This window comes from Pantoea sp. GD03673 (genome assembly GCF_029844725.1).
Classification (GTDB): Bacteria; Pseudomonadota; Gammaproteobacteria; order Enterobacterales; family Enterobacteriaceae; genus Pantoea.
On record NZ_JAOCKJ010000004.1, the window covers coordinates 82,623 to 95,877 of the forward strand.

A 13,255-nucleotide genomic window follows, 5' to 3' on the forward strand; every position below is an offset into this window, starting at 1 on the left:
ACTTACCGTTTCTTGAGATGTGAGACAAAATTACAGGGCGCAGTACGCGCATCAAGCTGGTCAGCGATAATGCGTTCCCAGGCGGTGCGGCAGGCGCTGGTGGAACCCGGTACGGCCAGGATCAGCGTCCCATTAGCCAGACCGGCAATGGCGCGCGACTGCAGCGTCGAGCCGTCAATCTCTTCATAAGAGATCATCCGGAACAGTTCGCCAAACCCCTCAATTTCGCGGTCGAACAGCGGCAGCAGCGCTTCCGGCGTACTGTTTTTCAGGTTAAAGCCGGTGCCGCCATTAATCACCACCACCTGTACATCATCACTGGCGATCCAGCGCGACACGGTAGCGCGAATGCGATAAAGGTTATCGGGCACGATGGCGTGATCGACAACTTCATGCCCCGCTTCCGCAGCCGCCTCACGCAGATAGTCGCCGGAGGTATCGTTGCTGGCATCGCGGCGATCTGACACCGTCATCACCGCAATCTGCACGGCCTGAAATTCGCTGGCTGGTTTACCCATACTTCCTCCTGAAATTAGCCGCCAATGTAAGAGAGATTCTGTGTGATGCCGGTGTTGCCCTGATGCAGGAAGTGCGTCTGCTTCTTCTGCCCCAGGCTGCTGGCGATACGCGCCTGCAGTTCAGCCTGCTGCTCATCGGATGCCAGCAGGTCGCGCAGGGGTATGCCGCCGTCGCCAAACAGGCACAGGTGCAGATTTCCCTGCGCCGACACGCGCAGACGGTTGCAGCTGGCACAGAAATCTTTGGCGTAAGGCATAATCAGGCCAATCTCGCCAACATAATCGGGATGATAAAAAACCTGCGCCGGGCCATCGCTGCGCCCGCTTTCACGGCGCTGCCAGCCCTGGGCGATAAGCTGATCGCGGATCACCATGCCGGACACGTGCTGATCGCGGAACAGCGTGCCGCCATCGCCGGTCTCCATCAGTTCGATAAAGCGCAGCTGAATCGGACGGGTGCGGATCCAGTCGAGGAACGTGGCCAGATTACGGCTGTTGAGATCGCGCATCAGCACGCTGTTCACTTTGACCTGGCGAAAACCCGCGTCCAGAGCAGCATCAATACCGCTCATCACCTGATGGAATTTATCCTGTCCGGTGATGGCGTGAAACTGGCGGGCGTCCAGACTGTCGACACTGACGTTGAGCGCGGTTAAGCCCGCGTCACGCCACTGTTTAACGTCACGCGCCAGCCGGTAGCCGTTGGTGGTTACTGCGATCTGGCGGATTGAGGCGTTTTCACGCACCGCCGCAATGATGTCGGTGAAATCGCGGCGCAGCGACGGCTCGCCACCGGTCAGACGGACTTTTTCGGTTCCGGCAGCGGCAAAGGCCCGCGTCACACGGCGAATTTCATCCAGTGAGAGAAAGCTTTTGTTACGAATTCCCTGCGGTTTGTAGCCGTCAGGAAGACAGTAGGTACAGCGGAAATTACAGACATCCGTGACCGACAGGCGCAGGTAATAGAACTTACGCGCGTATGCATCAGTAAATTGTGACACCAGAACACCTTTCCAGATTGGGAGATGCAGTCATTTCTTCCTGCACCCTGGCAGCTCAATGGCTACGGCCTGAACCCCCTATCCGCAGACTTAGGCATTCAGGCTAGAGTGTACGCTGACCCCTTGATCAGCGCGGTAAACATGATGGTAGCGTGAATTACGCCACTCTTCCATTTGCTCTTTTCGCTATATATTCTTATACATATCGAATTTTCACCGCATTTTCGCGACAGGATACGTTAAAATGCGATCCCGATTTTGACGTAAGTCATCCGCGCGGGCTTAGCGTTTAGAGCCACGCCATGCGAAGAGATGGTAAGGAGAAGTATGAATCGCACACTGGCCGATCTTGATCGCGTTGTGGCACTGGGCGGCGGACACGGTTTAGGCCGCGTGATGTCGGCGCTTTCCCCGCTGGGCTCGCGTCTCACCGGCATCGTCACCACCACCGACAACGGCGGATCCACCGGCCGTATACGCCGATCCGAAGGCGGTATCGCCTGGGGAGACATGCGCAACTGCCTTAACCAGCTGATTGCGGAGCCCAGCGTCGCCTCCGCGATGTTTGAGTACCGTTTTGCCGGTAACGGCGAACTGGCCGGTCACAACCTGGGTAATCTGATGCTGCGGGCGCTGGATCACCTGAGCGTTCGCCCGCTGGAAGCCATTAACATCATCCGTAACCTGCTGAAGGTTGACGCCTTTTTGATTCCGATGTCGGAACAGCCGGTGGATCTGGTGGCGATGGATGCCGAAGGCAATATGGTTTACGGCGAAACCGCGATTGATGAGATGAAGCAGCCGCCGCAGGAGCTGATGCTGCATCCCAACGTCCAGCCGACGCGGGAAGCGCTGCAGGCGATTGGCGAAGCGGATCTGATCCTGATTGGTCCGGGCAGTTTCTACACCAGCCTGATGCCAATTCTGCTGATGGAAGAGATGGCGCAGGCATTGCGTCGCACGCCTGCCACCATGGTGTTTATTGGCAATCTGGGCCGCGAGCTCAGCCCCGCCGCCGCCAGTCTCTCGGTGGCTGACAAGCTTCAGATGATGGAGCGTTATATCGGCAAGCGGGTGATTGATGCGGTCGTGGTCGGTCCGGCCGTCGCCACAGAGGGCATTGAAAACCGACTGATTGTCCGTGAACCGCTGGAGGCCGCCGACATCCGATATCGTCACGACCGCCAGCTGCTACGGGTGGCGCTGGAACACGCCATTCAGGGATTTAACGGCGCTACGAGGCCGCAATAAACAGGGTACGCAGCTCATGCAGCTGATCGCGCACACTGGCCGCCTGTTCGAACTCCAGGTTCTGTGCGTGCTGCTGCATCTGCCCTTCCAGTTCGTGGATCTTCTTCTGCAAAGCCTGCGGCGTGAGCAGCTGCAAATCGGCCAGGGCCTGGGCTTCGCCAGGACGTGCCGGTTTCGCTTTGCCGCGGGTTTTCACCACGTTGTTGCCCAGTTCCAGAATATCAGTGATCTTCTTGTTCAGGCCCTGCGGCACAATGCCATTCTTTTCGTTGTGCAGCTGCTGTTTCTCGCGGCGGCGCTCGGTCTCTTCAATGGCGCGCGCCATTGACGGCGTGATTTTATCGCCATAGAGAATCGCCTTACCGTTGATGTTACGCGCCGCACGACCAATGGTCTGAATCAGCGATCGCTCAGAACGCAGGAAGCCCTCTTTGTCCGCATCCAGAATCGCCACCAGCGACACTTCCGGCATATCCAGCCCCTCACGCAGTAAGTTGATGCCCACCAGCACATCAAACTCACCCAGACGTAAGTCACGGATAATTTCCATACGCTCCACCGTGTCGATGTCGGAGTGCAGGTAACGCACCTTCTCGCCGTGCTCCGTCAGATACTCGGTAAGGTCTTCCGCCATGCGTTTGGTCAGCACCGTCACCAGCACACGTTCGTTGATCGCCACACGCTGACGGATCTCCGACAGCAGATCGTCGACCTGCGTCCCGACCGGCCGCACTTCGATGATCGGGTCCAGCAGGCCGGTGGGGCGCACTACCTGATCGACCACTTCGTCGCCCGATTTTTCCAGCTCATATTTGCCCGGCGTCGCCGACACATAGATGGTCTGTGGTGCCAGCGCTTCAAACTCTTCAAACTTCATCGGACGGTTGTCCAGCGCCGACGGCAGGCGGAAGCCATACTCCACCAGCGTCTCTTTGCGCGCCCGGTCACCTTTGTACATGCCGCCAATCTGCGGGATGGTCACGTGGGACTCATCCACCACCAGCAGGCCATCGGCGGGCAGATAGTCAAACAGCGTCGGGGGCGCTTCGCCCGGCCCGCGAGCCGAGAGGTAGCGCGAGTAGTTTTCAATGCCGGAGCAGTAGCCCAGCTCACTCATCATCTCCAGATCAAACTGGGTACGCTGAGTAATACGCTGCTCTTCCAGCAGCTTGTTGTTTTCCAGCAGCACCCGGCGACGGTCCGCCAGCTCCACTTTGATCTCTTCCATCGCCTGCAGGATGCGCTCACGCGGGGTGACGTAGTGCGTCTTAGGGTAGATGGTAAAGCGCGGCACGACCGAATCGATCTGGCCGGTCAGCGGATCAAACAGCGACAGACGCTCCACCTCTTCGTCAAACAGCTCGACGCGCAGCGCAATGTCATCCGACTCTGCCGGGAAGATATCGATCACTTCGCCGCGCACGCGGAAGGTGCCGCGCTGGAACGCCTGATCGTTGCGGGTGTACTGCAGCTCTGACAGACGGCGCAGAATACTGCGCTGATCGATAATCATGCCGCGTGTCAGGTGCAGCATCATTTTCAGATAGAGATCGGGATCGCCCAGGCCGTAGATAGCCGAGACCGACGCCACCACAATGACATCGCGCCGCTCCAGCAGCGCTTTGGTCGCCGACAGACGCATCTGTTCAATATGTTCGTTTACCGACGCATCCTTTTCGATAAAGGTGTCGGAGCTCGGCACATAGGCTTCAGGCTGATAGTAGTCGTAGTAGGAGACGAAAAACTCCACGGCGTTATCCGGGAAAAACTCTTTCATCTCGCCATAGAGCTGGGCCGCCAGCGTCTTGTTCGGTGCCAGCACCATCGTCGGGCGGTTGAGGTCGGCAATCACGTTGGCGACGGTAAAAGTTTTACCGGAGCCGGTCACGCCTAATAAGGTCTGATGGGCCAGCCCATCCTCCAGCCCCTCTTCCAGGCGACGGATCGCCTCAGGCTGGTCGCCCGAAGGTTTAAAGGCGGAATTCAGTTTAAAAGCTTTGGTCATGAATGCAGTTCCTGCTGGAGAAGTCGGCGGGCAGGCACTTATTTTACTCCGCTATGGTGATTTTGCCAGAAAATAATACTGGATATAAAAACAGTAATCGTGCAAAGTTAACGCCATCAGGATTGGACGCGCTCCACCCGCATTGTCTGCCCGCTATCGCAAAGGGTGTTGCGCAATGTTATCCCCAGACAGGGATCTGATTTAACATTTGTCAATAGAACGTCACAAAATTACAGTTCGGTTACCTGGCAGATAATTCGCAGGCTTGTTTTTTACTAACCAGCTGATTTTTCTGGTTTTAGCTCATAAGGCCAGATTCTCGTCATTATGTTACCAGGCCGCGTATTTCCTCGCTTCCAACCGGTTTTCATTACCTAATGCACAAGGTTATCCACAGGAATGGTGGATAAGTGATGGCAGCCCCGCCGCCATCAGCTGTGTATAATTTTTCCCTGCCCTCCCGCCCCGGTAAAAATAATTTTTTTTGCGTTAAATTTCGCGTCGGCGGCTGACGGATTATTCTGCATTTTTAATCTGTCATCTGGCGCAGCACGCAAATTTTCGCCGTTCCACTAAGATTCTTAATCAGACATTCTGCGTTGTCGCAGCACGTCTGCACCATAAACAGCGCCCCGAGGCACTGCAAAAGTGCAGCGGCGTGATGACCGTGGGCAATTGATAAGTTTTTCTCACCTTTTATTCCTGAAACCTGCCCTTCCGGCTGGAAACAGGACCGTTTTTAGATCTGGCCTGGGAATTGCAGGAGTGACTGGCGTCACCGCGCTTTACGCGCACATTGCTGCAATGGCGAGGCGGCCGTTGCTGATGACTTGTTTGCCAGACGACAGAGAGCGGAAGCAATCAGGCTAATGATCGGGAAGGAGAGTGTCAGATGCTGAGTTTACGTTCGGTGAATCAATTTTACGGTCAAAACCATATTCTGTGGGATGTGGACCTGGATCTGTCGCCTGGCACCTGCACCGGTGTTCTGGGTCGTCCTGGCATGGGCAAAACCACGCTGGTGAACTGCATCATGGGCAGACTGCCGATTAACAGCGGCTCTATCTCCTGGAAAGAGGATGGCTCGCCGCCGGAAGATCTGCTGCTGCAACCGGCGGAACAGCGGGCCCAGATGGGAATTGGCTATGTGCCGCAGGGTCGCCATATTTTTACCCAGATGAGCGTGGAAGATAACCTGCTGATTGCCCTGCTGGCGGGTGCCAGCCAGCACGATCGTCATCGCGCCATCCCTGAAATGGTGTTTGATCTGTTTCCGGCGCTCTACTCATTGCGCCAGCAGCGCAGCGGTGATCTGCCCATCGATCAGCAGCAACAGCTGGCCCTGGCGCGTGCGCTGGTGCTGCAACCTAAACTGCTGATTCTCGATGAGCCCACCGACGGGATGTCGCCGTGGCTGGAAGAAGAGATGGGTAACCTGATTCGCCGACTGAACCTGGACTACGGGCTGACTATCCTGCTGCTGGAGCAGCGCCTGTCGCTGATCCGTCGGGTGGCGGACTATTTTCTGCTGCTGCACCGCGGCCGTAATGTGGCGCAGGGCAGCATGGAACAGCTCGATGACCACACCATAGATAAGTGGCTGACGGTCGCCTGACGTCTGCCCCGGCGCGCAGAGCTTTGCTGGCGTCCGGCCCCGGAGCGCGCGAACCAGCACAGGCGATCACAAAGCCCGTGAGGACTGTGCGCACCGCGCCGGTTCAGGGTGACAGTGATGGGCCAGGTTTTTACGCTGGCAGTGACAGGTAGTGGCCACAGGATGCCTGCTGTGCCACATCGGTGAGATACGGAATCGTGCCCAGGCAGGGCGCAGGCAGTCGCTGCATCAGGGTGGTAAGATACGCCTGATAGCGTTTGCCAGGGGGTTCAACGGTGTTGGCTATCCAGCCCACCAGCGGCAGGCCACTCGCCCGCACCGCCTCGGCGGTGAGCAGCGCGTGGTTGATGCAGCCGAGCTTAATCCCCACCACCAGAATCACGGGCAGATTTTCGCTGACCACCCAGTCCGCATAGGTGTGCGTCTCTGACAGCGGGGTGTACCAGCCGCCGGCTCCCTCAACCAGAATCCAGTCCGCCAGCGGCTCCAGCGCCGCCAGACCCGCAGACAGCGCCAGATGGGTAATCGGCCTGCCCTCTTCGGCGCTGACAATGTGCGGCGAGGTGGGCTCCATAAACGCCAGCGGATTCACCTGCTGATAGGTTAAGGGCACGTTACTGAAGCGCTGCAGCGCCAGCGCGTCACTGTTGCGGATCCCCTCCGGCGTCATCTCACACCCCGACGCCACCGGCTTATAACCCGCGCAGCGATAGCCCGCAGCGGCTGCCGCCTGCAACAGTGCGCCACTGGCGACAGTTTTACCGACCTCGGTGTCGGTGCCGGTGATAAACACCCGTTTCATGATGCACTTACTCCATAAATTAAATGGTAACTCAGGCGATAGCCGTGCCGATCGCGTGGCCAGTGCGCCTCTAACTGCCTGAGTCGTTGTCGGGTTAAGACCTGCCCGTTGCGGCCCTGATGCAGATGGGTTGCCCCAATTCCTTTCAGGGATCGCATGGCGCTGAGCGCATCGGGAAAATGCAGCGTTACCGTTTCTGAGCTGCAGTGCAGTTGCTCTGCGTGGCAGGCCGCCGCAATCTGCGGCTCGCTGAGAAAGCGGTTGGCGTGCGGCAACGTATCGAGATGGGACCAGGCCTCATGCACCTCCCGCAGCGAGCCGTCGCCCAACGTGGAAAACAGCAGCGTGCCATCAGGACGCAGTACGCGCCGGAACTGACGCAGCGCGCCAGGCAGATCCTCACTCCACTGCACCGCCAGATTGCTCCATACCAGGTCAATGGTGTTATCCGCAAGCGGCAGTGCGTCGATGTCGCCCGCCAGATAGCGCTGCGCCGCGTCGTTTTCCCGCGCCTGTTGCAGCATCCGGGGAGAAAGATCCAGTGCCGTCACCTGTTTGCCACGTTCGCGCCACAGTTTGCTGTACCAGCCGGTGCCACAGCCCGCATCCAGCAGCTGCACCCCGCTGTGCGCGGGGGCACGTGCCAGCAGCGCATCGCCGCTGAGGCGTTGCAGCGCAGCATGGGCATCGTAATAACTGGCGGCCCGGCCAAAGGCGCGTGCGACCGCCTGCTTGTCAACCCGCAGCGTCATGCAGCGCCTCCAGTAACCGATCAATGTCTTCAGGGCGATGGGCCGCGGTCAGAGTGATGCGCAGCCGGGCCGTCCCTGGGGGTACGGTCGGCGGCCGGATCGCGCTGACCCAGCAGCCCGCCTCCGCCAGCCTCGCTGACAGCGCCATCGCATCACCGTTTTCGCCCACCAGCAGCGGCTGAATTGCACTGCCTGAGTTCATCAGCTGCCACGGCAGCGAGGCCGCGCCGCGCCGGAAATGCGCAATGTTCTGCTGCAGCTGCTGGCGAAGTGCATCGCCCTGCCGGATCTCATTCAGCGCCGCCTGCAGCGCGACAGCCTGCGCGGCGGGCATGGCAGTGGAATAAATCAGATGGCGACTGAACTGCAGAAAATAGTCAGCGGTGTCCGCGTCACACAGCAGCGCGGCACCGCTGACGCCAAACGCTTTGCCAAAGGTGACCACCAACAGTTCCGGTTTAACACCCTGCTGCCAGCAACTGCCGCGCCCCTGCTCACCTACCACGCCGATGCCGTGCGCATCATCCACCAGCAGCCAGCCTTCTGCCTGACGCGTCTGTTGCGCCAGAGCAGCCAGCGGCGCGCTGTCGCCATCCATACTGAAAATACCCTCGGTCACCACCAGCGTTTCGCCCGCGCAGGGTGACGCGAGCCTTGAGGCCAGGCTCTCCGGTGCGTTGTGGCTGAAACGCCGCAGCTGTGCCGGGCTGTGACTGGCGGCGTCGAGCAGCGAGGCATGGCTGAGTTTATCGGCCAGGATGCGATCGTTTTTTTCGCCCAGCAGATGGATCACCGCCTGATTGGCCGCAAAGCCGGAGATAAACAGCAACGCCCGGTCGTAGCCAAGCCAGTCGGCCAGCTGCGCTTCGAGATCGGCATGCTGGCGGTGATAACCGGTGACATGCCCCGACGCACCCGCGCCCGCGCCCGCCAGCGCCGCGCCCTGCTGCCAGCCTGCAATCACCGCCGGATGCCGGGTTAAGCCAAGATAGTCATTGCTGGAGAAATGGAGATAGCTGCGGCCACCGCTCTGCAGCGTGCGGGTCGATTGCTGATCGATAACCCGACGCTGCCGCCAGCCATCGGCGGCACGGCGCTGCGCCAGCCCCTGCCGGAGTCGTTGCTGCCAGCTCATTACAGCGCCGCGTTGTAGAACTGTTCAGTGTCGGCATGGAAGAGCTGCTCGCTGAGCTGTTGCTCCTGCTGCTGATCGCCGTGCTGCGTGTGGGTATGTTCCGGGTTAAGCCCCAGTTTACGGAACAGCACGCGGTCTTTATCCTCTTCCGGATTAGGCGTGGTCAGCAGTTTGCAGCCGTAGAAAATGGAGTTCGCCCCGGCCATAAAGCACATTGCCTGGGTCTGCTCACTCATCTGCTCGCGGCCTGCAGAAAGGCGCACGTGCGAGGTCGGCATCATGATGCGCGCAACCGCGATAGTGCGGATGAAATCGAAAGGCTCGACGTCATCGTTGTCCGCCAGCGGGGTGCCTTTGACCTTCACCAGCATGTTGATCGGCACACTTTCCGGCGGCACGGGCAGGTTAGCTAACTGCACCAGCAGACCGGCGCGGTCGTTTACGGTTTCACCCAAACCGACGATGCCGCCTGAACAGACTTTGATCCCGGCGTCACGCACTTTGCCCAGCGTATCCAGACGTTCCTGATAGCTGCGGGTGGTGATGATGGAGCCGTAGAATTCCGGTGAGGTGTCGAGGTTATGGTTGTAGAAATCGAGACCCGCGCCCGCCAGTCGCTGCGCCTGCTGTTCGCTGAGGGTGCCGAGCGTCATGCAGGTCTCCATTCCCATCGCTTTTACGCCTTCGACCATCTTTTCCAGATACGGCATATCGCGTTCGTGTGGGTTTTTCCACGCGGCACCCATGCAAAAACGGGTTGAACCGGCGGCTTTGGCCTGACGCGCGGAGGTCAGTACTTCTTCCACCTCCATCAGACGTTCCGACTCCAGACCGGTCTTGTAGCGCGCACTCTGCGGGCAATATTTACAGTCTTCCGGGCAGGCACCGGTTTTAATCGACAGCAGGGTACTGACCTGCACCTGACGCGGATCGAAGTGCTGACGATGCACCTGCTGCGCCTGAAACATCAGTTCGAGAAAAGGTTGATCAAACAGCGCTTGCGCCTGCGCAATTGTCCAGCGTTGAGCCATTACGTACTCCAGAAAAGGGTGTCATCCCGACAGAAAGCAGGGGTATACTTGTAAACTATATTTTTTTATTTTGGTTTACAACTCCGATGACTGTCCCCGAGTTCTCCTCAGATGATGCCCGTTTTGACCGCCAGCATATCTGGCATCCCTACACCTCCATGCAGGATCCGCTGCCCTGCTACCCGGTGGTTGCCGCGCAGGGTTTCCGGCTGCAGCTGGCTGATGGCCGGGCGCTGGTGGATGGCATGTCCTCCTGGTGGGCGGCGATTCACGGTTACAACCATCCCCGCCTGAACCAGGCGCTGACCGCGCAGGTCGCACAGATGTCGCACGTGATGTTTGGCGGCATTACCCATCCGGCGGCGGTGGCGCTCTGCCGTCAGCTGGTGGCGATGACGCCCGAGGCGCTGACGTGCGTTTTCCTGGCCGATTCCGGCTCGGTAGCGGTGGAAGTGTCGATGAAAATGGCGCTGCAGTACTGGCTGGGCAAGGGCGAGACACGCCAGCAGTTTCTGACGCTGAAACGCGGCTATCACGGCGACACCTTTGCCGCGATGTCGGTGTGCGACCCTGAGAATTCGATGCACAGCCTGTGGCGCGGCTATCTGCCTGAGCACCACTTTGCGGCGGCCCCGGCCTGCGGCTTTGATGATGCGTGGAACGATCGTGATTTCGATGATTTCGCCAGGCTGATCGAAAAACATCACCGGCAGCTGGCGGCGGTTATCCTGGAACCGATTGTGCAGGGTGCTGGCGGCATGCGTTTCTATCATCCGCGCTATCTGCAGCAGGTACGTGAGGCGTGCGACCGTTATGGCGTGCTGCTGATTGCGGATGAGATCGCCACCGGCTTTGGCCGTACTGGCAAGCTCTTCGCCTGTGAACATGCGGGCATTACGCCGGATATTCTCTGCGTCGGTAAAGCCCTGACGGGCGGCATGATGACGCTGGCGGCGACCCTGACCACCCGCGACGTGGCCGAGACCATCAGCCGCAGCGCAGCGGGCTGTTTTATGCATGGCCCGACCTTTATGGGGAACCCGCTGGCTTGCGCGGTCGCAGCGGAGAGCCTGACCATGCTGGCAGAAGGTCACTGGCAGCAGCAGGTGGCGGCGATTGAACAGCAGCTACGGACGGAGCTGCTGCCACTGCGGTCTTCACCGCAGGTGGCCGATGTACGCGTGCTGGGGGCGATTGGCGTCGTGGAAACCCATCAGGCGGTTAACATGGCGGCACTTCAGCAGTTCTTCGTTGAACAGGGTGTCTGGATCCGGCCTTTCGGGCGGCTGATCTACCTGATGCCCCCTTACATCATTACCCCACAGGCGCTGAGTCAGCTGGTGCAGGCAATCAGCGACGCGCTGGCGCATTCGCAACATTTTGCCGCCTGAAGCGGGCTGACCGCTGGCGCTGGTGGCGCTTTTGGTTATGATGAAAGGCTATTCATCGACAGTGAAGGAGATGTGATGCGCGTTTTTAGTCAGGATTTTAATGACGGCGAGAAGATGCCAGAAAAGCATGTTTTCAACGGCATGGGGTATCAGGGCGAGAATATTTCTCCTCACCTTGCCTGGGAAGCGGCCCCCGAAGGCACCAAAAGTTTCGTGGTGACCTGCTACGATCCGGATGCCCCGACCGGTTCCGGCTGGTGGCACTGGGTAGTGGCGAATATTCCGGCCAGCACCACCTCACTGCCGCAGGGTGCCGGTTCCGGCAAAGCGTCGCTGCCCGCAGGCGCTATTCAGACCCGTACTGATTTTGGTCAGGCAGGCTACGGCGGCGCGGCACCGCCACAGGGCGAAACCCATCGCTACATTTTCACCGTGCATGCGCTGGATGTGGAGACCATTGAGGTGGATGAAGGTGCCAGTGGCGCAATGGTCGGCTTTAATGTGCATTTTCACGCACTGGCGAGCGCCTCGCTGACCGTGAATTATCAGTAATTCAGTACATCTTTCCCGACCGGGAGCGGTGTACTTAAAAGTCTGTCCCGGTCAGCGGTGAGACCGAGCCAGCGCAGGAAATTCGGTCAAATCGGAATGCCTCTCCCGCCCGGGAGAGGCGTTTTCGTCATGCGTTACGCCTGCAGCGGGTGAATCACCACCCACATCGGGCCCTGCCCTACCGCATAACGACCCAGCGGCTGTAACAGCCCTTTCGGTTCGCTAATTGCATACACTTCGATGTGATGCGATTTCTGTCCCGCCGCCACCAGATAGCGTCCGCTGTTATCGATGTTGAAACCACGCGGCTGTGTTTCCGTTGGCTGGAATCCTTCCAGGGTCAGCTCATCGCCCAGTTCGCTGACGCTGAAGACCGCCAGCGTGCTGCTGGTGCGATCGCAGGCATAAAGGAAACGGCCATCCGGCGTCAGATGAATATCCGCTGCCCAGCGCGTGCCGCTGAAATCAGGCGGCATCATATCCAGCGTCTGCACGCTTTCTGCTTCGCCCTCACCCGTATTTAATGCCCAGACCTCTACCGTGCTGTCGAGTTCGTTTACGCAGTAAGCGAACTGGCCACCCGGATGGAACTGCATATGACGCGGACCAGCGCCTTCTACCGTCGTGACCTGCGCCTGTTTACGCGGCGTCAGCTGACCGTCTGCGCCCAGCGCAAACAGGCAGATACGATCCTGCTTCAGTGCAGGCACGTAGAGGGTTCTGTTGTCCGTATCGATATTGGCCGAGTGGCATCCCTCCAGGCCGTTAATCACCTGCTGCGGGGCCTGCGGGATGCCGTCATCGCCAATCGGGCTGACGCTGACGCAGGCATCATTGTAGGAGCCGCAGAACAGGAACCTGCCCTGGCGATCGGTGGAAATGTGGGTCGGACTGCCGGGCAGCGGTGCCTGACCAGCTTCGGTCAGCGTGCCGTCGGCGGCAATCTGGAACGCCAGCACGCGGAAATTGGGACGCACGCCGACATAAAGAAAATCGCGTTTTGGACTCACCACCATCGGCTGAACCTGGCCGGCGACATCAATCACCTGAAGCAACGTCAGCGCACCCTCATCATTCATCTGCCAGACGTGAATCTGCTGGCTTTCGGGACTGGCGGTGTAGACAACCTGTTTCATGCATTCTCCTTTTTTGCTGCCTGATCATGAACTGTGAATCACTGTAGCGCGTTTTATTGCCCCACG

At 59.0% G+C, this 13,255-nt stretch carries 12 protein-coding genes and 1 riboswitch; of the genes, 4 read left to right on the plus strand and 8 right to left on the minus strand.

What is annotated here, in order from left to right; genetic code table 11:
- Positions 1-2 precede the first annotated feature (2 nt).
- Together moaB and moaA are read right to left on the minus strand one after the other, a co-directional pair.
- The gene (gene moaB / locus N5J69_RS08530; RefSeq protein ID WP_279769581.1) at positions 3-518 is read right to left on the minus strand and encodes a molybdenum cofactor biosynthesis protein B; all 516 of its coding nucleotides are present in this window, start codon (positions 516-518) and stop codon (positions 3-5) included.
- 14 nt (positions 519-532) lie between these two features.
- A complete protein-coding gene (gene moaA / locus N5J69_RS08535; RefSeq protein ID WP_061061958.1) occupies positions 533-1,519 on the minus strand; it encodes a GTP 3',8-cyclase MoaA in 987 nt (328 codons plus the stop codon).
- A riboswitch (molybdenum cofactor riboswitch) is annotated at positions 1,509-1,642 on the minus strand. It overlaps the preceding gene by 11 nt.
- Before the next feature lie 204 nt (positions 1,643-1,846).
- Here moaA and yvcK point away from each other — a divergent pair.
- Positions 1,847-2,770, plus strand: coding sequence for a uridine diphosphate-N-acetylglucosamine-binding protein YvcK (yvcK, locus tag N5J69_RS08540; RefSeq protein ID WP_279769582.1), 924 nt, complete (start codon positions 1,847-1,849; stop codon positions 2,768-2,770).
- Here yvcK and uvrB read toward each other — a convergent pair.
- Positions 2,754-4,775, minus strand: a complete 2,022-nt coding sequence (gene uvrB, locus N5J69_RS08545) for an excinuclease ABC subunit UvrB (RefSeq protein WP_279769583.1) — start codon at positions 4,773-4,775, stop codon at positions 2,754-2,756. The genes yvcK and uvrB overlap by 17 nt on opposite strands.
- Before the next feature lie 892 nt (positions 4,776-5,667).
- Here uvrB and N5J69_RS08550 point away from each other — a divergent pair.
- Entirely contained in the window at positions 5,668-6,390 is a 723-nt protein-coding gene (locus tag N5J69_RS08550; protein WP_279769584.1) for an ATP-binding cassette domain-containing protein, read from the plus strand.
- 130 nt (positions 6,391-6,520) lie between these two features.
- Here N5J69_RS08550 and bioD read toward each other — a convergent pair whose 3' ends face one another.
- Genes bioD through bioB form a run of 4 tightly spaced genes read right to left on the minus strand, consistent with a single transcriptional unit; the run spans position 6,521 to position 10,110 of the window.
- Complete coding sequence (bioD, locus tag N5J69_RS08555) at positions 6,521-7,192, minus strand: dethiobiotin synthase (RefSeq protein WP_279769585.1); 672 nt, start codon at positions 7,190-7,192, stop codon at positions 6,521-6,523.
- On the minus strand, positions 7,189-7,944 hold the full coding sequence (gene bioC, locus N5J69_RS08560) for a malonyl-ACP O-methyltransferase BioC (RefSeq protein ID WP_279769586.1): 756 nt from the start codon (positions 7,942-7,944) through the stop codon (positions 7,189-7,191). The genes bioD and bioC overlap by 4 nt, the downstream gene beginning before the upstream one ends.
- Positions 7,928-9,079 (minus strand): 8-amino-7-oxononanoate synthase, encoded by a 1,152-nt coding sequence (bioF, locus tag N5J69_RS08565; protein WP_279769587.1) that lies wholly within the window; start codon positions 9,077-9,079, stop codon positions 7,928-7,930. The genes bioC and bioF overlap by 17 nt, the downstream gene beginning before the upstream one ends.
- The gene (gene bioB, locus N5J69_RS08570; protein ID WP_279769588.1) at positions 9,079-10,110 is read right to left on the minus strand and encodes a biotin synthase BioB; all 1,032 of its coding nucleotides are present in this window, start codon (positions 10,108-10,110) and stop codon (positions 9,079-9,081) included. Before bioB ends, bioF begins: the two co-directional genes overlap by 1 nt.
- Before the next feature lie 86 nt (positions 10,111-10,196).
- On the opposite strand from bioB, the gene bioA reads away from it, so the two are divergent.
- Both bioA and N5J69_RS08580 read left to right on the plus strand, forming a co-directional pair.
- Positions 10,197-11,501: an adenosylmethionine--8-amino-7-oxononanoate transaminase gene (gene bioA, locus N5J69_RS08575; RefSeq protein WP_279769590.1), complete on the plus strand. Its 1,305-nt coding sequence runs from the start codon at positions 10,197-10,199 to the stop codon at positions 11,499-11,501.
- Positions 11,502-11,576: 75 nt separating this feature from the next.
- Positions 11,577-12,053 (plus strand): kinase inhibitor, encoded by a 477-nt coding sequence (locus N5J69_RS08580; RefSeq protein ID WP_013357177.1) that lies wholly within the window; start codon positions 11,577-11,579, stop codon positions 12,051-12,053.
- A 134-nt stretch (positions 12,054-12,187) separates the two neighbouring features.
- Here N5J69_RS08580 and pgl read toward each other — a convergent pair whose 3' ends face one another.
- Positions 12,188-13,189 carry a 6-phosphogluconolactonase gene (pgl, locus tag N5J69_RS08585; protein WP_279769591.1) on the minus strand — a complete coding sequence of 334 codons (1,002 nt, stop codon included), beginning with the start codon at positions 13,187-13,189 and terminating at the stop codon, positions 12,188-12,190.
- Positions 13,190-13,255 lie beyond the last annotated feature (66 nt).